This is a genomic window from Micromonospora sp. CNZ285, assembly GCF_004637285.1.
Genome location: NZ_SPQD01000001.1, coordinates 3,119,248 through 3,141,817, shown reverse-complemented (window position 1 = coordinate 3,141,817; position 22,570 = coordinate 3,119,248). Strand labels below are relative to the sequence as shown.

The window sequence follows — 22,570 nt, the reverse complement described above, 5'->3', positions numbered from 1 at the left end:
CGCCGCATCAGCCCGCGGTACGGGTGGGCCGGACCGTGCCGAGGCTCGCGCGGATGACGGCGAACTGCTTCGAGGCGGCGGGCCAGTCGGCGTCGGAGGTGGTCCAGCCGAGCGTCCAGCCGGCCCGCTCGCCGGGCAGGACGCGCAACGCGCGCATCCGTTCCCCGTACGGCGCGGTCCAGCGGCACTCCCACGCCGCGCCCGGGCCGTCGGACTCCAGCCGGACCTTCTGGTAGTGCGGCAGCCGGCCGGCCGAGGTGAGGTCCCGCTCGGACGACTTCAGCCGGCCCACCGGATCACCGCCCGGGTACGGCTCGACGCCCAGGATGCGCCGCGTCTCCGGGTCCTGGAAGCAGGTGGTGTCACCGGAGCGCAGTTGCAGCCAGCCGGCGGGCAGGGCGATACGGAAGCCGCCGGTGTCGGCGGGCCAGACCCAGCCGGCCGGAACGGTCACCGGCGGGTCGTCAGGTGGCGGTCCCTTGCGGACCGGCGTGCCGGCCACGTCGGGCCGGACGCAGGGGAACGGCGGAGGCGGCACGCCCGGCCCGGGCGGACGGTCCCAGGGGCGGGCGACGGCCTCGGTGGAACTGCCCGCCTGCGGCGCATCGTCGCGGCCACCGGTGATCGCCAGCGCGGTGCCCACCCCGGTCGCCACCGCCAGCAGCACGGCGCCCAGCACGAGTCCCCAGCGGTGCAGCGGGTTCCCGTCACCGGAGGTGAGCGGGGGATCGGCGGGGCGGGGGACGCCGGCGGGCCGGGGCGGGGCCGGGTGAACCGCGCCGCTGTCGACAGGCCCGCTGTGGGCGACCGGCTGAGGCTTGGCGACCGGCGCGGCGCCGGGGCCGACGATGTGCACCGGGCTGAGGGCGTCGGCGCGGGGCGCCGACTCGGGGCCGCCCGGGCTGCCCGGGTCGACGAAGCTGGTGAGGACGGTGGGGCCGAGGCTGATCGGGCCCGGGCGGGCCGGCCCGCCCCGGGAGGGCTCGGCGGTCGCGGCCTGCTCCGGCTCGCCCGCATGGCTGCGTTCCGGTTCACCGGGCCGGGCGCTCTCCGGGGGTGCCGCCCGGCCCACAGCGGCCGAGCGGCCGACCGCACCCGAGCCGCCGTCCCTCGCCGGGCCACCGGCGGCGGGCGGGCCGTCGGCCACGGGGGCCCACCGGCCGTTCTCGGGCCTCCGGCCGCCTGCGGACCGCCGCCCGGGCCGCCCGCGCCCGCGCCTCCGAGGGCTCCCGAGCCGCCGACCGCGCCCGAGCCGCCGTTCGCGTCCGGACGGAGGTTCCCCTCCGCGCGGCCGATCGGCGACGAGGACGCGCCGGCGTCCGTGCGCCCGAGCGCGCCCGAGCGGCCGGCCGGACCGCCGGTGTCCGCGCGGGCGGCCGGACCGGCGGCGTCGGCCACCTCGCCGCTCGGTGGCGCGCGGTCGCCCTCGGCGGGCGGGGCCCACTCGCTGCGCTTCGCCGCCCGGCTCCACGCGCGGGCGGCGGCGGCCGGTGGCATCAGGTCCGGGTAGATGCCGCCCGTGGCCGCCGGGTTCCCCGGTGACCCCGGCTCGTCACCCGCCGCGTCGGCCTCGCGTCCGGCGGCCGGCCGCTCGGCCGGCGGCGCGGTGGCGCGGCCCGCCGATCCGGCGGCCTCCGCGTCGACCTCCGACACCGCGGCGACGCCGAGCAGGCGGGCCGTCTCGCGGTGACCCAGGCGGGTACGCGGGTCGCGCCGCAGCAGCCCGGTCAGCACCGGCGTCAGCGGGCCGGCGTGCGGGGCCGGGTCGGGCGGCCGGGTGGCGAGCGCGGCGAGCGTGGCCATCGCGGTGCTGCGGGCGTACGGGGAGCGGCCCTCCACCGCGGCGTGCAGCGTGGCGCCGAGCGACCACATGTCCGCCTCGACGCTCGACACGCCCTCGGCGGCCCGCTCCGGAGCCACGTACTGGGGGGAGCCGAGGACCAGGCCGGGCCGGGTCATCGCGCCGTCGCCGCCCTGGAACACGGCCAGCCCGAAGTCGGTGAGCAGCACCCGCCCGTCCCGGGCCAGCAGCACGTTCGCGGGCTTCACGTCCCGGTGCAGCACCCCGGCGTCGTGCGCGGCGCGCAGCGCGGCGAGCACCGACAGGCCGATCTCGGCGGCCCGGCCGGGCGGCAGCGGACCGTCGGTCTCGATGATCTCCTGGAGCGAGCGCGACGGGACGTACTCCATGATCAGCCAGGGTTCGCCCTGGACCCGGACCACGTCGTAGACCCGCACCACGTTGGGGTGGTTGAGCCGCGCGGACGTCCGCGCCTCGCGCAGCGTACGGGCGCGCAGCTCGTCCTGCTCGTTCTCGGCGAGCCAGTTCGGCGGCACGACCTGCTTCACCGCGACCTCGCGCTGCAGCTCCTCGTCGCGCGCCCGCCAGACCTGGCCCATCCCGCCGCGGCCGACCAGTTCGAGCAGGCGGTACCGCCCCGCGATCACTACCTCCCGCACCGCACTCCTCACCGCTGGTCAGTGGTCCACAATAGCCAACGGATCGGACGGTACCTATCGCATGTCAGCGCTAACTTGCCGCGCCGGCGAGCAGGTTCCCCTCCGGGACGGCGATCGGGGACCGGTCGCCGGCCAGCAGGGCGGTGGCCCGGCGGGCCTGGAACGCGTCGTGGTCGCGGCGGGCGGTGGCGTAGGCGGCGGCGGTCCGGGCGGCGATCGCCGACCACGTGTAGCGCCGGCTGACCATGCTGCGCGCCTCACGCGCCACCCGCCGGGCGAACACCTCGTCGCCGAGCAGCCGGTCGACGGCGCCGGCCAGCGCGTCCGGGTCGCCGTGCGGGAACGTCACACCGGTCACCCCGGGCTCGACGATCTCGGCCAGCCCGCCGGTACGCGCCACAGCGAGCGGCGCGCCGGCCGCAGCCGCCTCCAGCGCGATCATGCCGAACGGCTCGTAGAGGCTGGGGATCACCGTGGCGTCGGTGGCGGCGAGCACCGCGGGAAGCTGGGTGGCGTCCATGAAACCCGCGAACCGGACCGTGTCCCCGAGGTGCAGCCGCCGCGCCTGGTCGACCAGCTCGTCCCGGTACGGCCCGTCGCCGGCGATCACCACCCGCAGGCCGGGGTGCCGCTTCGCCAGGTGCGGCACGGCGTGCACCAGGTGCTGCACGCCCTTCTCGTAGACCAGGCGGCCCGCGTACCCGACGAGCGGCCCGCCCGCGGCGAAGCGCGCCCGGGCGGAGGCGACCGCGTGCGGCCGGGCCCGCCAGGCCCGGTCGTCGACGCCGTTGGCGACCACGTCGATGCGCCCGGCCGGTACGCCGAACAGCCGCGCCACCTGGTCGCGCATGTACCCGGAGCAGGCGATCACCCGGCCGGAGGCGTTGCTCAGCCAGTGCTCGACACCGTGGATGGTGCGGTTCATCTCCTCCGGCAGCCAGCCCTGGTGCCGGCCCGCCTCGGTGGCGTGGATGGTGGTCACCAGCGGCACGTCCAGGTGCTCGGCCAGCGTGACGGCGGTGTGCGCGACCAGCCAGTCGTGGGCGTGGATCACGTCGTAGGTGCCGGACGAGGCGGCGCGCAGCGCGGCCCGGGTCAGCGTGTGGTTGAACGCCATCGTCCAGGCCAGCAGCGAGCCGGTGGCGAGCGGGAACCGGACCGGGTCCTCGGCGGCGCGGACGACGCGCACGCCGTCGGCGTACTCCTCCAGGGGAGCGCCCTCGGCGTGGCGGGTGACGACTGTGACCTCGTGCCCGGCGGCGGCAAGCGCCACTGACAGCGCGTGGACGTGGCGGCCGAGGCCACCGACGAGCACCGGCGGGTACTCCCAGGAGAGCAGCAGCACCCGCAGGCGCCGGGCGGGCTGGATGTCGATCACTTCGGCGTCAGCTGACACGCGGCCCCCTTTGAGTTGTGGCGTCCCCACCCCGGCGGCGGCGTCGCCGCGGTGTCCGGTGGGGTCGGCACCCATCCTGCCCAGGGGTCGATAACCGGCGGCGACGCGCCGGTTGCCGGTCTGTAACGCGTTACCGGCGCATCCGCCGCGCGCGCAGCAGCTCGGCCACCGACCACGCCTGGAACGGGCAGCCGGTGGCCGCGTGCGGCGCCGCGCCGTCGGCGGTCTCGCTCACCGAGCCCAGGCCGTCCTCGGCGAGGTGGCCCACCAGACCCACGAGCAGGTCGTCGGTGGGCAGCCCGGCCCGGCGGTACGCGTCCAGCAGCGGCCCGGTCAGCCACGGCCAGACGGTGCCCTGGTGGTACGCGGAGTCCCGCTCGGCGGGCCCGCCCCGGTGCCGGCCGGTGTAGCCGGGGGAGTCCGGGGCGAGACTGCGCGGGCCGAGCGGGGTGAACAGCGCCTCGGTGATCCGGCGCAGCGCGGCCTCGTCCGGCTCCAGCGGCGCGTGCGGCAGCGACCAGGCGAGCAGCTGGTTGGGGCGCAGCAGATCGTCGTCGTGGTGCGCGGCCCCGCCCAGCGGGTACGCGGGCGCCGGCGCGTCCACCACGTCGTGCAGCCAGCCGGCCGGGGCGGGGAAGCGCTCCCGGAACGCGGCGGTGGCCCGGTGGTGCAGGGTGTGCAGCGCGGCGGCGTCGCGTCCGGCCAGCTCGGTCAGCTCGGCGAGCCCGGCCAGCCCGTTGATCCACAGCGCGTTCACCTCGACCGGTTTGCCGGTACGCGGGGTCACCGGCACGCCGTACACCCGGGCGTCCATCCAGGTGAGGGCCACGTCCGGCGGGCCGCCCTGGGCCAGGAGCCCGTCGGCCGGGTCGACGCCGATGCCGTACCGGGTGCCCGCGACGTGCGCCTCGACCACGGCGTGCAGCGCGGGCAGCAGCTCGTGGCCCAGGTCGGTGTCGCCGGTGACGGTGACGTGCCGGTGCACGGCGTGCAGGAACCACAGCGTCGCGTCGACGGTGTTGTACTCGACCCGGCCGGTGTCGGCGGTGTTCGCCAGCATGCCCTCGTTCAGCGTGGCCGCGTACGCCCGCAGCAGGTCCCGGCCCTCGTCGGCCCGGTTCGTGCACAGGAACAGGCCCTCGTAGGAGATCATCGTGTCCCGGGACCAGGCCCCGAACCAGGGGTATCCGGCGACCACGTCCGGGCCGGTGGCGGTGCGTACCACGAACGCGTCGGCGGCGAGCGCGAGCGTCGCCTCGACCGCGTCGCCGGGCTTCGCCGCCGCCACCACCGCGCGGCTGCGCCGCCGGGCCGCCTCGACCACGGCGGTCGCCGGCGGCGGCTCCTCGGCCAGGTCGTCCGCCCAGGCCAGCACCGACACCGTCGCGCCCGGCTCGTCGAGCGCGCCGGTGAACCGGCCCGCGTACCAGAGGTCCTCGTCCGGGTGCAGGCCGCGCTCGGCCTCGGTCCGGTGGCGCACCCCGTGCCACCACTGCCCCTCCGGCGTCCAGTCCGGCCCGGCCAGGCGGTACGCGCCGTCGACCACCGCGCCGCCGGCCGCCGGTTCCAGCCGGGGCGCCGGGCCGTCGGCGCGCCGCTCGCCGTGCGCGTCGCGCCAGGTGCAGGCCGCCGCCAGGTCCAGCCGTACGGGGCCGCCGGAGATCAGCCGGTGCACCACCGCGACGCAGGAGCGGCCGTACGTCATGGCGATCTCCCGCTCGATCACCACGTCGCCGACGCGCCACCGCCAGCGCGGCACCCCGTCGGCCAGGTCGAAGTGCTCCAGCAGCTCGAAGCCGCGCGGGTCGACCACGCCCGAGGACCACTCGTGCGCGCCGAGGCGGACCTGCCGCCCCGACGGCAGCGTCACCGCCGGGTCGAGGCTCACGAGTCCCACCTTGCGGGACGCGGGCGTGTCACCGGCCACCACGAGCAGCCCGTGGTACCGGCGGGTACGCAGCCCGGCGACGGTGCCCATGGCGTACCCGCCGCGCCCGTCCGTGACCAGCCATTCCCGCGCGGCGGCGGCGGACAGCTCGCCGCAGACCCGCGGCCCGAAACGGATGTCGATCAACTTTCCTCCACCGGCAGCGAGGTGTGACATGCCACGGCGACAATGGCCGCTGTGGAGAAGTACCCCGGCGGCGTCGAAGATGTGCCAGTGATCACCGACCGGTCGACCTCCGCGTCCCCCGACCCCGAGCGGCACCGGCTCGCCCAGGCCGACGCCGGGGAGCAGGACTGGCGCGCATGGGGCCCCTATCTGTCCGAGCGGGCGTGGGGGACCGTCCGGGAGGACTACAGCGAACACGGCACGGCGTGGGACTACTTCCCCCACGACCACGCGCGGTCCCGAGCGTACCGGTGGAACGAGGACGGCATGGCGGGCGTCTGCGACGACCGGCAGACGTTCTGCTTCGCCCTCGCGCTGTGGAACGGGCGCGACCCGATCCTCAAGGAGCGGATGTTCGGCCTCGGCGGCGACGGCGGCAACCACGGGGAGGACGTCAAGGAGTACTGGTGGTACCTCGACAGCACCCCGACGCACTCCTTCATGCGCTGGCGCTACCACTACCCGCAGGCCGCGTTCCCGTACGACGAGCTGGTCGCGGTGAACGCGCTGCGCGGCCGGGACGACACCGAGTACGAGCTGGTCGACACCGGCATCTTCGACGACGACAGGTACTGGGCGGTGACAGTCGACTACGCCAAGGCGTCCCCGGTCGACATGTGCGTGCTGGTCACCGTGGCGAACCGGGGCGACCGGGACGCGACGCTGCACGTGCTGCCCACGCTGTGGTTCCGCAACACCTGGGCGTGGGGCCTGCCCGGCACCGACCGGATGCCGAAGCTGGCCGGCGAGGAGGCCGGGGCGCGGGGCGGCGCCCGCCTCGTCGGTGACCACTGGGTGCTCGGCCAGATCCTGCTGGAGGGCGACGGCGACCCGGTGCCGCTGCTGTGCGACAACGAGACGAACGCCGAGCGGCTCTGGGGGCTGCCCGGGCGGTCGGCGTACCCGAAGGACGGCATCAACGACCACGTCGTGGCCGGCGCCGCCACCGTCAACCCGGACCGCACCGGCACCAAGGGCGCACTGCACTACGTGCTCGACGTGCCGGCCGGTGAGCAGCGTCAGATCCGGCTGCGGCTGACCCGTACCGCGCCGCCGCCGGCCGCCGCGCCGCCCGCCCCGGCCGACCTGGGCGACGGGTTCGACACCGTGCTCTGGGCGCGCCGGGCCGAGGCGAACCGGTTCTTCGACACCGTCATCCCGGCCGCCGCCACCGCCGACGAGGCGCTGGTGGCCCGCCAGGCCATCGCCGGGCTGATGTGGGGCAAGCAGTTCTACCACTTCGACGTCGAGCGCTGGCTCGCCGGCGACCCCGGCTCCGCGCCGCCGCCGGCCGGCCGCCGGCACGGGCGCAACAGCGCCTGGTGGCACATGAACAGCTTCGACGTGATCTCCATGCCGGACCCGTGGGAGTACCCCTGGTACGCCGCCTGGGACCTGGCCTTCCACTGCGTCACCATCGCCCGGGTCGACCCGGGCTTCGCCAAGGAGCAGATCCTGCTGCTGCTGCGCGAGTGGTACCTGCACCCCAACGGGCAGATCCCGGCGTACGAGTGGGCGTTCGGGGACGTGAACCCGCCGGTGCACGCCTGGGCGGCGCTGAAGGTCTTCGAGATCGACGGCTCCCGCGACCACGAGTTCCTCGCCCGGGTGATGCACAAGCTGCTGCTCAACTTCACCTGGTGGGTCAACCGGAAGGACACCGGCGGCAACAACGTCTTCGAGGGCGGCTTCCTCGGGCTGGACAACGTCGGCCCGTTCGACCGCTCGGCCGCGCTGCCCGTGGCCGGCGTGCTGGAGCAGTCCGACGGCACCGGCTGGATGGCCATGTACGCGCTCAACCTGCTCGACATGGCGATCGTGCTGGCCGAGCACGACCGCGCGTACGTGGACACCGCCACCAAGTTCTTCGAGCACTTCGCGTACATCGCCGCCGCGGCGTACCACCAGGGGCTGTGGGACGCCGAGGACGCGTTCTTCTACGACGTGCTGCGGCTGGCCGACGGGACGAAGGTGCCGCTGAAGGTGCGCTCGGTGGTCGGGCTGCTGCCGCTCGCAGCCGTCACCCGGCTGACCGCCCGGACCATGCGCCGCCTGCCCGAGCTGGGCGCGCGGTTGCGCTGGTTCCTCACCAACCGCCCGGAGTACGCGGAGGTGATCGGCGCCCGCCGGATCGGGCCGGACGGCCGCCAGCAGCGGCTGCTGTCGATGGTCGCCCCGGACCAGGTGGTACGGCTGCTGGCCCGGATGCTCGACACCGACGAGTTCCTCTCCGAGTACGGGCTGCGCACGCTGTCCCGGGCCCACCTGGACAAGCCGTTCACCGTCACGCTCGGCGGGCAGGAGTTCAGCGTCGGCTACGAGCCGGCCGAGTCGACCAGCGGCCTGTTCGGCGGCAACTCCAACTGGCGCGGCCCGATCTGGATGCCGACGAACTTCCTGCTGATCAGCGCGCTGCGCGACTACGCGGCGTTCTTCGGCGACGACCTCCAGGTCGAGTACCCGACCCGGTCCGGGGTGAAGCGCTCGCTCGACGAGATCGCCGACGACCTGTCCGCGCGGCTGATCTCGCTGTTCACCCGCGACGGCTGGGGGCGGCGGCCGATCTACGGGGCCGCGCAGCTGTTCCAGACGCACCCGGACTGGCGCGACCTGATCTGCTTCCCGGAGTACTTCCACGGCGACAACGGCGCCGGCCTCGGCGCCTGGCACCAGACCGGCTGGACCGCGCTGGTCGCCGACCTGATCCTCACCCTGCGCCGCTGACGCGGCCGACCCTCACCCCTGCGCCGCTGACGCGTGGGGCGCGACGGGAGTACCGCCGCGCCCCGCCCGCTCACGGCAGCGGCAGGAACGCCAGCCGGGCGTGGTACTCGCCGGCCACCGTCACCGTGTCGCTGCCGACCCACAGACCACGGTCGGTGGCGTACAGCTCGCCGGTGCCCACCCCGCGGTCCTTCGTCGGGTTCCACGGCAGCGCCTTACCCGTGGTCGGGTGGATCGCCCCGATGCCCGGCCGGGACACCGCGCCCGGACCGGCCGAGTTGCGGCCCTGCGGGTTGTCCAGCCAGCGCTGGTGCCCGCCGACGTAGACCGCCGCGCCGGTCACCGCCACCGACAGCAGCGTGTCGCCGCCGGTGTAGTTGGCCCAGGTCGGCTGCTTGCCGCCGGTGGCCGTACCGAACTCGAACCGCGCCGCGGTGTCGCAGAGCGTGCCCGGGAAGGCCGCGCCGGTGGTGACCACCGCGAACCAGGTGCCGTCCGGGGAGATGTCCACCCCGCGCAGGTACGACGGCATCGACCGCGCGCACTGCGGCTGGTAGCGGTCGGTGGCCCAGCCGGAGAGCGTGGCGCCCGTGCCGGACAGGTTCGCCACCGCGAGCTGGTGCCGGGCCACACCCGCCACCGTGCTGAAGTTGCCCGCGAACACCAGCCGGGTGCCGTCGGCGGAGACGTCCAGCGCCTCGACCTTCACCGGCGCGGTGGCACCGGACGTGGTCTTGCGCGGGCCGGCCAGGTTCAGGTTGACCGACGCGTCGGCCGCCCCGGTGGTGGCGTTCACCGCCGCCAGGGCACGCCGGGTCACTCCGCCGACGGTCTGGAACGCGCCGCCGACGATCAGCCGGTTGCCGACCAGGCGCATGTCGTTCACCTGGTTGTTCAGCGCCGGTGTGGTGAAACCGGCGACCCGGGCGCCGGTGGCCGCGTCGATCCGGGCCAGCCGGGACGCCGCCGTGCCGTTGACAGTGGTGAACGCGCCGCCGATGTAGAGCGAGCGGCCGTCCGGCGCGGCGGCGAGCGCCTTGACCGCGCCGTTGACCTGGGGCCGGAACGTGGTGTCGATCCGGCCGGTGGTCGCGTCCAGCGCCACCAGCCGGGGCATCGCCAGCTGGGCCGACTGGCCGGCGTTGCGCACCTTGGTGAACGTGCCGGCGACGTACACGCGGTTGCCGATCTGGAGGATGCGGTGGACGGTGCCGTCCAGCGCGTGCGGCGTCCAGTCGACCGGGTTGGTGCCGACCACTGTGGTGTGTGAGGCGTTGACGGCCAGTGCCGGGGATCCCGGCAGCGCCGCGCCCGCGACGGCGAGCGTCGCGGCCACCGCGACGGCGGCGCGCCGCCGTCGCCGTCGTCCAGGTGGATGATCGGGTGAGATCGTCATGGCCGAAGCATGCCGTCGGACCAGGGATTCCGCAGTCGGGTAGCCGCCGGTAACGGGCCGCCGACCGGATAATCCGCGTGGCCCGTCCGGCGACCGGGCAGTACGGTGTGCGAGGTCCGCGAGGGGGAGGGGGACACGATGCCGTCGCGCCGGGACGCCGCCGTGCTGGTCTTCGACGCCGACGACACGCTCTGGGAGAACAACGTTTTGTTCGAGCGCGTCATCGACGACTTCCTCACCTGGCTGGATCACCCCACGCTGGACCGGACCCGGATCCGCGCGGTGCTCGACGACATCGAGCGCGCCAACGCCGTCGCGCACGGCTACGGCAGCAAGGTCTTCCTGCGCAGTCTCGGCGAGTGCCTGGAGAAGCTGCGCGAGCGGCCGGCCACCGCGCGGGAGCGCGCCGAGATCGAGCAGCTCGCCGCGGCGCTGGTCGGGCACCAGGTGGAGCTGATGCCGGGCGTGGCCGAGACGCTCGACGACCTGGCCGGCCGGCACGAGCTGCTGCTGCTGACCAAGGGCGAGCGGGAGGAGCAGCAGCGCAAGCTGGACGCCTGCGGGCTGCTGCACCACTTCCGGGCCGCGCACATCGTCCCGGAGAAGGACGCCGACACCTACCGCTGGCTGGCCCGCGAACACGCCTTCGACCCGGCGGCCGCCTGGATGATCGGCAACTCACCGCGCTCGGACATCCTGCCCGCCCGGGCCGCCGGGATGAACGCGGTCTTCATCCCGAACGAGAACACCTGGGTCCTGGAGCACGACGAGCTGGACCCGTCCGACCAGCGGGTGATCCGGCTGGCCGCGTTCCCCGACCTGGTCCATCACTTCTGAGCGGGCCGGTAACGTCCGGGAGGTGCCGCTGACCTTCCCGTCGCACCTGGCGCCGGTACTGCCGCTGAAACAGTGGCGGCCGGGCTGGTTCGACGGGGTGGCGCTGTGCACCGGCGCGGTGGCGCCGGACGTCGCGTACCTGTTCGCCGGTACGGCAGCGGCCCGGGACCTGCGGACGCACACGCTCGGCGGCCTGCTCTGGTGGTGCCTGCCGGTCGCCCTCGTGTACGCCTGGGTGGTGCGCAGGGTGGTCGCCGGCATCGCAGTGCACCTGCCCGGGCAGCGGTTGTTCGGCTGGCCCTGGTACGTGACGCTGGCCCGGGTGCGCCACCCCTGGCAGGTGACCGTCTGCTCGGCGCTCATCGGCGCGTTCAGCCACGTGGCGTGGGACCGGGTCAGCGACAGCGACCGGCTGCCCCGGCTGCTGGGGATCGCCGACTTCCACGCCGTGACCGGCGTGTACTGGTACCGCTTCGTGGACGTGGTGGCCGGTCTCGCCGGCGGGCTGCTGGTGGTCGTCCTGGCCGTGCACGAGGCCCGCCGCGGGCTGCGGGCGGGCGGCGTACCCGAATCCGCGCCGGAGGCGAACCCGAACGTGTTCTGGCGGGTGGCGCTGGCGGTCACCGGGCTCGGCGCGCTGCTGATGCCCGCGCTGCCGGCCGCGGGCGTCCCCGCCCCGGCGGGTGTACGGGCGCTGCACGTGGCCGCGCTGGCGCTCGTCGCCGGTGCCGTCGCGGCCCGGACCGTGCCGCCGCGGCAGGCCGGGCGCAGTCCGCGTCTCGAAGTCGAACAGCGCGAAACCGGCTGACCCCGTTACGCCGACATGCCGCAATTCGGCATAGACATCAATCACAAGCGCGGTCGCCGGTCATCGCTTGTCCGGCCTGCGCGGACGCGCCTAACCTGAGCCGGCGCCCACGTCTCGTCGGGGTGAGACGGGGGGCGCACCGGAGTCCGGTGGTAAGAGCACCGTGGAGCTGAGTGCGGGCATACCGGCTCGCCGCGCGGAGCCCGGCGGAAGGCGTCGTGCCACGCCTGCCGTGTTCCCGTGGCGCAGACCGCTACCGAACCGGACGGCCGGGGTCAGGACCGGGGAGTTGCGGACCCGGTCCTGACCCGTCCGGCCCCTGCCGCCGTGCCGTTCGCGCTCGGCACCTCTCGCGATCGATGCGCCGCCCGCCGTCGGCGGGACGGTTCTGCCTGCTCGGGGCCCGGTCGCCCGCACTCCCGGCACCGGCCGCGAAGTAGCTGACAAATAGCCGAGCGTGTATGTGGTGTTCCTAGCCTTCACCCGTCCTGTCACCGGAGCTGACCGGAGGGTAACGGGTGAGACGACCATCGAAAGGCGCCCTGATCGGGGGCCTGGCGCTGGCCATGGTGGCCACGCTGGGCGGTGCCGCGGTCCTGCCGGACCGCGACCCCGCCGCGACGGAGCAGGCCGCGCCGAGCGGGAAGAACGACGACAGCGGACTGCTGGACCGGCTCGGCGGCGCCGCGCGTGGCCTGGTCGCCGGTGGTGGTCACCGCGCCAGACCCGAGGTGGTCAGCGCCGGGCTCTACCGCACCGACAAGCCCGCCGCCGGCCGGAAGTGGCCGGCGCAGAAGCGGGTCAAGGAGCTGACCGGCCGGCGGACCGAGAACGCCAAGATCTACCAGCTGTCCGACGGGCGGTTGCAGGCGGAGATCTCCGCCACGCCGCTGCACTACCGCGACAGCAGGGGCAAGTGGCAGCCCATCGACACCACGGTCCGTCCGGTGGGCGGGTCCGGCTACGTGCAGGGCAACCGGACCAACGCCTACACCAGCCTCTTCGGCGACAGCTCGGACGACCTCGTGCGCTTCGAGCGGGACGGCCGCGCGATCGAACTGGGCCTGGCCGGCGCCGCGGAGAAGGTCAGCCCGAAGGTGTCGGGCTCCACGGTGACGTACCCGGGGCTGGCCGGTGGCGCGGACGTGGTCTACGACGTGACCAGCACCGCGTTGAAGGAGAAGATCGTCCTGCGGCAGCCGCCGGCCGGTCCGGTATCCTACACCTTCACGCTGGAGACGGCGGGCCTGACCGCGCAGCAGCGCGACGACGGATCGATCGCGTTCGTCGGCCGCGACGGCGGCGCTCCGGTGTTCGTCATGCCGGCGCCCTTCATGTACGACAACAAGGACGACAAGTCCTCCCCGCACGGCAAGGTGTGGTCGGACAAGGTCACCCAGAAGGTGACCCGGTCGGGTGACACGTCGGCCGTCACGATCACCGCCGACGCGGGCTGGCTGGCCGACCGGTCCCGGGTCTACCCGGTGGTGATCGACCCGACGATCAAGTTGCAGCCGGTGCCCACCGACGCGCAGGACGTGCAGATCTACTCCGGCGCCACGACCACCAACTACAACGACACCTACCAGCTGAAGGTCGGCACGGACGCGTCGAACGCGTACCGCACGCTGGTCAAGTTCGACGTCGGCTCGATCCCGCGGAACACGCCGATCGACGACGCGCAGCTGCAGATGTACTACTCGCAGACCCACCACGCGTGGGGCTTCGACGTGGCCATGGAGGCCCGCAAGGTCACCCAGCCGTGGACCGAGAGCACCGCGACCTGGGCGAACATGAACGCCAACATGGCCGCCCAGCCGGCCGGCAACATGGTCACGCAGGACGACGGCGACGCCGGCACCTCGGTGTCCGGCACCTGGTCGTACTCGACGAACACGGCGCTGACCGGGCTGGCCGTCAACGGCGACTACCGCTTCAACAACGACGCCGCCACCGGCAACACCCACACCTGGGTGCCGACCATCACCGAGGCCGGCAACTACCAGGTCGAGGTCCACTACGTCTCGGAGTCGGACCGGCCGACGAACGCGCCTTACACGGTGCACTACAACGGCGGGTCGAAGACGTACACCGTCGACCAGACCGGCAGCGCGCGCGGCGAGTGGAAGACCCTCGGCGTGCACCCGTTCGCGGCCGGCACCACCGGCAAGGTCGTCCTCGGCGACGTGTCGGGCAAGTCGGTGATCGCCGACGCGGTGCGGTTCACCAAGTGGGGGGCGGCCACCAAGAAGGCCTCGGTCTCCAACACGTGGAGTTCCTTCCCGGTCCGCAACGTCGTGCAGGACTGGGTCAACGGAACGTCGGCCAACCACGGCTTCATGGTGAAGGCGGTCGACGAGGCGGCGAAGGGCCGAGGCGGCCCGATCTACGAGGCCTCCGAGTACGCGTACAACAACGCCCGCCGGGACTACAACCTGCCGAAGCTGGTCATCACGTACGGCCGGCCGGGCGTGGCGGTCAGCCCACCGACGACGCTCACCGCCACCGGCGCGGTGCTGGACTGGCCCGCGTACGTCGACCCGTCGTCGTCGACGGCGGACGACGCGGTGGAGTACCAGGTGCACCGCAGCATCTACCAGAACTTCACCCCGTCGGCGGCGACCCTGATCGCCCCGGTGTCCACCAGCACCCGCACGTACCAGGACACCACGGCGATCCCGACGGCGGCGGACAACACCGACCCGCTGGCGCGGAAGTTCTACTACTACATGGTCGCGGTGAAGACCCGCGACGGGCAGGTCGTGGCCGGGCCCACCCAGTCGGCGATCCTGCCGAAGGCGGGCCAGATCACCCGGATCTACCGCACCGGCACCACCGACACCACGCTCTCCCAGGCCCGCCCGACGGAGAACGTGGACGTCTACGACGGTGACCCGTACGTCAGCCCGGGCAACAACTCGTCCTACTACGGCGACACCCGCGGCCTGGTGAAGTTCCCGGCGCTGACCGGCATCCCGGCGAACGCCAAGGTCGTCGACGCCGACCTGCGGCTGTACAACAGTGGGCTCTACCCGGGCACCGACACCGACGAGTACGTCGACGTCCACAAGCTGACCCGGAACTTCACCGAGACCGGCGCGACGTGGAACACCTACGACGGCACCAACGCGTGGACCACCGCCGGCGGTGACTACGACACCTCGTGGAAGGCAAGCTTCAACCAGTTCACGAACGACCCCAAGTGGGCCTCCTGGGACGTGACCCCGGCGGCCGACGGCTGGGTCAAGGACTCGACGAAGAACTTCGGCCTGCTGCTGCGGCAGCGCGACGAGGCGAACCAGACCGCGCGGGCGGTGCTGCTGTCGTCCGAGGCGCCGGAGCCGCTGCTGCGGCCCACGCTGGAGGTCACCTACCTGGAGCAGACCGCGGAGTCGACGTACTACGCGGCCTCGACGCCGGCGCTGGCGACCGCCGACTCGACGTACACGGTGCCGGTGACGCTGTCGAACCCGACGCTCACGGCGTGGAACCCGACCGACTGGGAACTGGCTTACGACTGGAAGCGGGCCGACGGGGTCACCGACGGCGCCGACGCCGCCTACGAGCTGCGGACCGCACTGCCGAAGAGCGTCCCGGCCGGCGGCACCGTCGACGTCGCCGCGCAGGTGAAGACGCCGCCGTCGTCCACCGAGGGCAACGAGCGCACCGACTACGTGCTCCAGTGGGACCTGCGCAACAAGCTCACCGGCAAGAAGCTGTCGGAGACCGCGTCGATCCCGGCGCTGCCGCAGAACATCTCCGTCGAGGAGCCGACCTCCGACCAGCTCGGCCTGGAGAAGTTCTACTCGTACGCGGGGAAGAACACCGGCGCCGGCGGCACCCTGATGAACAACCTGTACTCCGGCAACTCGGTCTGGTCGTACAACGCGTTCAACAACCCGTCCCGGGGCCTGTCGACGTTCGTGCGGATGTCCTACAACTCGCTGGACACCACCGACACGGTGGCCGGGTACGGCTGGTCGCTGCAGGCGTCGTCGATGATGCGCCTCGGCGCCCCGCTGGACTTCCACCCCAACCCGAACCCCACCAAGGTCACCCTGACCGACGGCGACGGCACCAGCCACCGGTTCACCTGGGACGCGACCGCGAACGAGTGGAAGAGCCCGAAGGGCGTGCACCTCTACCTGCAGAAGTACGGCAGCGTGGACTGCAAGCCCAACACCGACGAGCCGAAGGCGTGGGTGCTCACCCGGCCGGACCGGACGCAGTTCTTCTACGACTGCGAGGGCTTCCTGTCGAGCGTCGTCGACAACAACGGCAACGAGATGCTCTTCACCTACGAGGAGCGCAAGTCCAACAACAAGCCGACGAAGTTCCTGCGGTACATCACCGATCCGACCGGCCGGACCACCCTGACCATCGACTACTACGCCAAGGGCCAGACGTACGACTACATCAACGACACCACCTGGACGCGGGTCTCCGGGGCGACGAATCTGACCAACCCGAAGATCATCGACCACATCTCGCAGATCACCGACGTCTCGGGACGCAAGCTCACGTTCACCTACACCGACAAGGGCCTGCTCGGTGAGCTGATCGACGGGGCCGGGTCGACGAACGGCACGCCGAAGACGTTCAAGTTCGCCTACGACATGACCCAGGGCAACAAGAACGTCAAGCTGGTCAAGGTCACCGACCCGCGGGGCAACGCGACCGGCGTGGTCTACAACTACCCGCAGACCGGGGACGACCCGAAGTTCCACTGGACCACGAAGTCCTACACCGACCGGCTCACCCACCTGACCCAGTTCGGCTACGTGGACCCGGACGGCCCGCAGGGCGGCAACATCAACGCCACGGTCACCGACGCGGAGAACCACGCCTCCCAGTACCTGCTGGACGGCTACGGCCGGGCGTACCAGGTCACGAACGCCAAGAACGAGGTCACCAAGACCGGCTGGGACGACGACCACAACGTCATCCGGCTGGAGGAGGCGAACACCGCGGTCTCCACCTGGGCGTTCGACCCGAAGACCGGCTACCCGACCCAGATCCGGGACGCGGAGGCGGTCAGGAACGGCTGGCCGGGCACCGTGCTGACCTACCAGCGTCAGCTCAACGGCTACGTGGCCGAGGTGGTCAGCAAGACCAGTTCCGAGGGCCGCAAGTGGACCTTCACGTACACCGGTGAGGGCGACATCGCGACGGTCACCGACCCGGTCGGCAACACCACGCCGGCCGACGGCGACTACACGAGCGTCAACACCTACGACGAGTGGGGCCAGCTGCTCAGCGCCCGGGACGCCAACGGCAACACCACGGCGTACGGCCCGTTCCACCCGAGCGGGTACCCGACGACCGTCACGGACGCGGGCACCGGCAAGTCGTACTTCACCTACGACGACCGGGGCAACGTCACCGAGGTCAAGAACGGCAAGAACGCCAAGGTCACCCAGGCGTACGACACGTTCGGCCGGCCGACCATCAAGGTGGAGCCGATGGACGCGGCGAGCAACCGCTTCATCACCACCAAGGCCCCGGTGTACGACCCGAACGACAACATCACCACCGCGTACGCCGCGAACGGTGCCGTGTCGACCTCCGTCTACGACAAGGCGGACCAGGTCGTCGAGACGCTCGCCCCGACGGACGAGACGGGCGACCCGGAACGCAAGACGACCACGACGTACGACAAGGTCGGCAACGTCCTCACCGTCACCGAGCCGCAGGGCAACCTGACCTCGACTGTGGGCGACTACACCACGACCACGAAGTACGACGCGATCTACCAGCCGATCGAGGTCACCAACGGCCTCGGCCAGAAGGTGAAGTCCGACTACGACAACGTCGGCAACGTCACGGTCCTGTACGACGCGAAGAAGACCGCCAGCGCGGCGGACGACTTCACCACGAAGTACGAGTACGACCTGAACCGCCGGGTCGTGAAGACCACTGACGCGGCGGGCAAGTTCACCACCGCCCGCTACGACAAGGACGGCCTGACGCTCGGCACCACCGACGCCGACGGCAACGAGTCGCTGGCGACGTACGACGCCCGTGGCGCGCTGGTGGAGTCGAAGGTGCCGCACAGCAAGGACGGCTCCGGCACCGTCACCTACCGCACCACGAAGTACGAGTACGACCAGGTCGGCAACCAGACGAAGCTGATCACCCCGCGCGGGGTGGACACCACCGACGACGCCGACGACTTCTCCGTGGTGACCGTCTACGACGCGCTCAACCGCAAGAAGGAGGAGTGGTCGTCCTACGACAAGGACGACAGCCGCTACGACACGCCCGACAAGACCTTCTACAGCTACGACGAGATCGGCAACCTGACGAAGGTCAGCGCGCCCCCGTCGGACGGGCAGACGGTCCGCAACGACACCGAGTACACCTACTACGACAACGGGTGGACCAGGACGTCCAAGGACCCGTGGGACATCGTCAACTCCTACGACTACAACGACCTGGGCCAGCAGACAAAGAACACGCTGAGCTCGGCCGGCGGGTCGACCACGCGGACGATGACCTGGCAGTACTACCAGTCCGGCAACGAGAAGGGACGGTCGGAGGACGGCCTGCCGGTCGGCAAGGACGTGGTCCTGGTCGACAACACCGACTCCCACAACACCGCCTCGCAGGGCACCTGGAGCAACGGGACCGCCACCGGGCAGTGGGGCTACGACGTCTCCACCGCTCCGGCCGGCAGCGGGTCGGCGCAGTTCAACTGGCAGCTGACCATCCCGCGCGACGGCACGTACGAGGTGTTCGTCCGGCACCCGCAGGTCACCGGCGCCGCGACGGACGCGAAGTTCACAGTCACCCACGACGGCGGCAGCGTCACGAAGACGGTGAACCAGACGCAGAACCCCGGCGCTTGGATCAGCCTGGGCAGCTACTCCTTCAAGGAGGAGGGCGTCCAGAAGATCACCGTCACCGACCAGGCGACCGGCAAGGTGCTGGCCGACGCGGTCAAGCTGGTGCGGGACAACTCCGCCGACGTCGACAACGAGCGCAAGGAGTTCACCTACCGGTACAACCCGAACGGGATGATGGTCGAGGTCAAGGACCTCAGCCCGGGCGCGAAGATCGGCCGGTACGACATCGCGTACGACCAGCTCAACCAGATCTCCACGGTGAAGGAGTTCGCCGGGCTCGACGACACGAGCGCGAAGAACACCACGGCGCTGACCTACGACGACAACGGCAACCCGCTCACCTCGACCCATGACCTCACCTGGTCGAAGATCGAGTACGACCCGCGGGACATGGTCGCCAAGGTCACCAACGCCGACTCGCCGACGGCCGGCAACCAGCAGGTCTCGACGTTCACCTACACCAACCGCGGGCAGGTGCTCAAGCAGACCAAGCCCAACGGCAACACGGTGGACTTCGAGTACTACCTCGACGGCGCCACCAAGCGTCAACTGGAGAAGACCTCCGGCGGGGCCACAGTCGCCGAGCACAACCTCCAGTACCAGGCCAACGGGCACCCGTCGCGGGACGTGCTGAAGCTGATGAACGCCGACAACTCGTCGGACTACATCGACAACACGTACGTCTTCAGCTACGACCCGCAGGACCGGATCGCCAAGCTGGACAAGACCGGCGACAGCACCTCGACGGAGACCTACACCTACGACGCCAACGGCAACACGGTGTCGCAGACCGTCGGGGGGACGACGAGCACCAGCAAGTACGACCGGAACCGGCTGCACTCGACCACCACGGCGGGTGTGACCTCGACGTACAACTACGACCCGCTGGGGCGCCTCGACACGGTGTCGGTCGGTGGCCAGCGGGCGCAGAAGTACTACTACGACGGCTTCGACCGGACCGCGAAGACCACCGCGGGCGTCGGCGCCAACGCCAAGTCGACGACCTACGTGTACGACCCGTTCGACCGGACGGTGTCGCAGACGACGGCCGGCAAGACCACCCTGTTCACGTACCTGGGGATGGACAACCAGGTGCTGCGCGAGGAGGTCGCGGGCAAGGCGACGAAGTCGTACCAGTACGCGCCGTGGGGTCAGCAGCTGACCCAGATCAAGCACAAGGACGACGGGGCGCGGGAGTACTCGCAGTTCATCTACCGGCCGCGTGGTGACGTCATCGGCATCACGAAGGAGGACGGCAAGACCCGGGCGACGTACGGATACACCGCCTACGGCAAGGACGACTCGTCGCAGTTCACCGGTGTGGACAAGCCGGGTGCGCAGCCGGAGGGGGAGGAGCCGTACAACGCGTTCCGGTTCAACGCCTCCCGGTGGGACGCGGGTTCGGGCACGTACGACATGGGGTTCCGCAACTACGACCCGGGTCTGAACCGGTTCCTGACGCGGGACACCTACGGCGGCGCGATGGCGGACATGGCGCTGGGGATGGATCCGTTCACCGGTAACCGGTACGCATTCGCCGGCGGGAACCCGATCAGCTTCATCGAGCTGGACGGGCACCTGTTCGGGATGTCGTGGTCGGACATCGGCCACGCCACCCTGGACGTGGTCGGCATGGTGCCGGTGGTCGGTGAGGTAGCCGACGTCGCCAACGGCATCTGGTACGCGGCCGAGGGCAACTACGTCGACGCGGCGTTGTCGATGGCCTCGGCGATCCCGCTGGCGGGCAACGCGGTGGCGGCGGCGAAGCTCGCCAAGACCGGCAAGAAGATCGCCGACGGCATCGACACCGCCAACGACGTCAAGAAGGGCGTCGAGGCGACCACCGACGCCTCCAAGGCGTTGCCCACCAACACACCGAAGCCGAAGACCGAGACCCCGGCGAAGCCGACCAAGTGCAACAGCTTCGTCCCGGGCACCAGGGTGCTGCTGGCCGACGGCTCGACCAAGGCGATCGAGGACGTGAAGGTCGGGGACCGGGTCCTCGCCCCCGACGTCGAGTCGGGCGACCGGCAGAGCCGTCCGGTTACCCAGCTCATCCGGGGCGACGGGGTCAAGAAGCTTGTCACCATCGTCGTGGACACCGACGGCACCTCCGGCGACAAGACCAGCACCATCGTGGCCACTGACGGTCACCGGTTCTACCTGCCGGACTCCGGGGTCTGGGTCACCGCCGGCCAGCTCAAGGCCGGCGCCTGGCTCCAGACATCGTCGGGCACCTGGGTCCAGATCTCTGCCATCCGGCACAAGACCCAGGTCCAGCGAGTACACAACTTCACCGTCGACGGACAGCACACCTACTACGTCCTCGCCGGCGAAACCCCCGTACTCGCCCACAACGACGCCTGTCCGACCGCCGACGAGATGCGCACCGAACTGCGAAACTCACCGGACGGCGACTCGGTTGATGTCGTTGCCAAGTTGGACATCGATGGAAAGTCCTATTACGGTGTCAACGGTCATGGTCAGAACTATCCGGAGCTCCCGGGCATGAACCCGAACTCCCTGACCCATGCCGAGACGGATGCCATGATGCAGGCGGCCAATGCCGGTCACCGCGGTGGTTCAGCAACCCTCACCACGGCGGGCTGGTTCGGCAAGAACCGTGACACACCCGCGTATCCGTGTTCCTACTGCAGGTCCAGCCTGGCGGCCTTGGCTAGAAACATGGATCTCGACACGCTCCACGTCAACGGTCCGAACGGCTACGTCGGCATATACACCAAGGCGACTGACAGGTATCGAACCGTGACATGGGGATCCAACCCGAACCCTCGGAAGCGGAGTTGACGCAAGGGTGAGCTTCATGAAGGCCGTCACCACCGGTTCGTGGGATCCGCAGCGGACGCTGGGGTTGTGCCGCGCCTTCATGGATGAGTGGATGGGTGGGGTCGAGGCCGGCGATGGCTTATCGGCTGCCGAGTTGGAGGCTGCCGAGCGCGCTCTCGGATTCTCGATCCCACCCCTCCTCCGGGATTTCCACGGTTTGTTGGGGAAAAGACAGGACGCCTTGCGGCTGCAGGACCCGATGTTGAGACCTGGCGAGTTCTACCTGGACGGTCCCGACATCCTGGTAATTCGCGAAGAGAATCAGGGAAGCGTGCTATGGGGTTTTCCCTGTGAGGGCGGCCTGGATTCCGAGATGAAGTGGAAGGACGTCCATAGCGGTTCGGCGGCTCGCTGGCGTGACTACGGTCAACCACTCTCCGCGTTTTTACTCGAAGCCGTCATCGGTGAAAGCATGTTCAGCGAATCGGTGCACACCGTCTACGGCTACCTGGATGAGGCGCGCTACCGCTCCCTGTCCGAATCGTTCAAACCCCTTGTCATTCCACCGCACGTCTACTGGCCCAAGCCGGAAGGCCCGCGAATGAGGTGGTACGGCGACGAGGATGTCCTGGTCCGCGAGGAGGGCAACAACTCTGTCTGGGCGATGGGACAGACTCCGGATGTGCAGGGGTTCATGTCGGGGCGGATCCCGGCCGACTGGGAGTGGTTGGACCTGTGAGTGACGAGGCAGCCGAGCCGACGTCGTCCCGGTGACCCGATCCGCGTCGGCGCGACCTGTGCGGTTGGATCGGGGTCGCGACGGAGAGCGGTGACGTCGGCGCCTACCACGTAGAGTGTGGTACAGGCGAGGTGGTGTACGTGGATGCTCTCGCTACGAGTGAATTACATGTGAACGCCTCACCTGAGCTCTTCGCAGATTGTTTGAGACTGTTCGAGTCGAAGATTGGCGACGCCATGAACGGCTCGGACGATCCTGACCCTGAGCAGCTCGCGGAGCTGCTGAAAGCTGATATTTCGCGCATTGACAGCTCGGCGCTGGCGGGCGACTCCGGATTCTGGCGCTCGCTCCTCGACGATGTTGCGATCGGCGACCAGCCGGAGCTGTCTTACACGTGGGTCGAATCAAGCACTTGATGGCGGACGCTGTCTCGGAAATCCTCGTGTCGGCTGGGATGGTTGCCCG

At 71.2% G+C, this 22,570-nt stretch carries 11 protein-coding genes; 6 read left to right on the top strand and 5 right to left on the bottom strand.

Going from position 1 to position 22,570, the window contains the following annotated elements; genetic code table 11:
* Nucleotides 1-7: 7 nt before the first annotated feature.
* From CLT75_RS33280 to CLT75_RS14045, 4 genes are all read right to left on the bottom strand, one after another.
* Nucleotides 8-454, bottom strand: coding sequence for a hypothetical protein (locus CLT75_RS33280; RefSeq protein ID WP_486485175.1), 447 nt, complete (start codon nt 452-454; stop codon nt 8-10).
* Nucleotides 451-2,460 carry a serine/threonine-protein kinase gene (locus CLT75_RS14055; RefSeq protein WP_486485174.1) on the bottom strand — a complete coding sequence of 670 codons (2,010 nt, stop codon included), beginning with the start codon at nt 2,458-2,460 and terminating at the stop codon, nt 451-453. The genes CLT75_RS33280 and CLT75_RS14055 overlap by 4 nt, the downstream gene beginning before the upstream one ends.
* 70 nt (nt 2,461-2,530) lie before the next feature.
* Nucleotides 2,531-3,856, bottom strand: a complete 1,326-nt coding sequence (locus tag CLT75_RS14050) for a glycosyltransferase family 4 protein (RefSeq protein ID WP_486485173.1) — start codon at nt 3,854-3,856, stop codon at nt 2,531-2,533.
* Between the two features lie 130 nt (nt 3,857-3,986).
* Entirely contained in the window at nt 3,987-5,930 is a 1,944-nt protein-coding gene (locus tag CLT75_RS14045) for a glycogen debranching enzyme family protein (RefSeq protein ID WP_135241076.1), read from the bottom strand.
* A gap of 42 nt (nt 5,931-5,972) precedes the next feature.
* On the opposite strand from CLT75_RS14045, the gene CLT75_RS14040 reads away from it, so the two are divergent.
* Nucleotides 5,973-8,693: an MGH1-like glycoside hydrolase domain-containing protein gene (locus CLT75_RS14040; RefSeq protein WP_135241075.1), complete on the top strand. Its 2,721-nt coding sequence runs from the start codon at nt 5,973-5,975 to the stop codon at nt 8,691-8,693.
* A 70-nt stretch (nt 8,694-8,763) separates the two neighbouring features.
* Here CLT75_RS14040 and CLT75_RS14035 read toward each other — a convergent pair whose 3' ends face one another.
* Nucleotides 8,764-10,089, bottom strand: a complete 1,326-nt coding sequence (locus CLT75_RS14035) for a hypothetical protein (RefSeq protein ID WP_486485172.1) — start codon at nt 10,087-10,089, stop codon at nt 8,764-8,766.
* A 138-nt stretch (nt 10,090-10,227) separates the two neighbouring features.
* Here CLT75_RS14035 and CLT75_RS14030 point away from each other — a divergent pair, with 138 nt between their 5' ends.
* The 5 genes from CLT75_RS14030 to CLT75_RS14010 all read left to right on the top strand — a co-directional run bounded on the left by CLT75_RS14030 (nt 10,228) and on the right by CLT75_RS14010 (nt 22,521).
* On the top strand, nt 10,228-10,926 hold the full coding sequence (locus CLT75_RS14030; protein WP_135241074.1) for an HAD family hydrolase: 699 nt from the start codon (nt 10,228-10,230) through the stop codon (nt 10,924-10,926).
* 22 nt (nt 10,927-10,948) lie between these two features.
* A complete protein-coding gene (locus CLT75_RS14025) occupies nt 10,949-11,734 on the top strand; it encodes a DUF4184 family protein (protein ID WP_135241073.1) in 786 nt (261 codons plus the stop codon).
* A 518-nt stretch (nt 11,735-12,252) separates the two neighbouring features.
* On the top strand, nt 12,253-21,387 hold the full coding sequence (locus CLT75_RS14020) for a golvesin C-terminal-like domain-containing protein (RefSeq protein WP_135241072.1): 9,135 nt from the start codon (nt 12,253-12,255) through the stop codon (nt 21,385-21,387).
* A gap of 16 nt (nt 21,388-21,403) precedes the next feature.
* The gene (locus tag CLT75_RS14015; protein WP_135241071.1) at nt 21,404-22,105 is read left to right on the top strand and encodes a hypothetical protein; all 702 of its coding nucleotides are present in this window, start codon (nt 21,404-21,406) and stop codon (nt 22,103-22,105) included.
* Between the two features lie 56 nt (nt 22,106-22,161).
* Entirely contained in the window at nt 22,162-22,521 is a 360-nt protein-coding gene (locus CLT75_RS14010; RefSeq protein ID WP_135241070.1) for an SUKH-4 family immunity protein, read from the top strand.
* Nucleotides 22,522-22,570 lie beyond the last annotated feature (49 nt).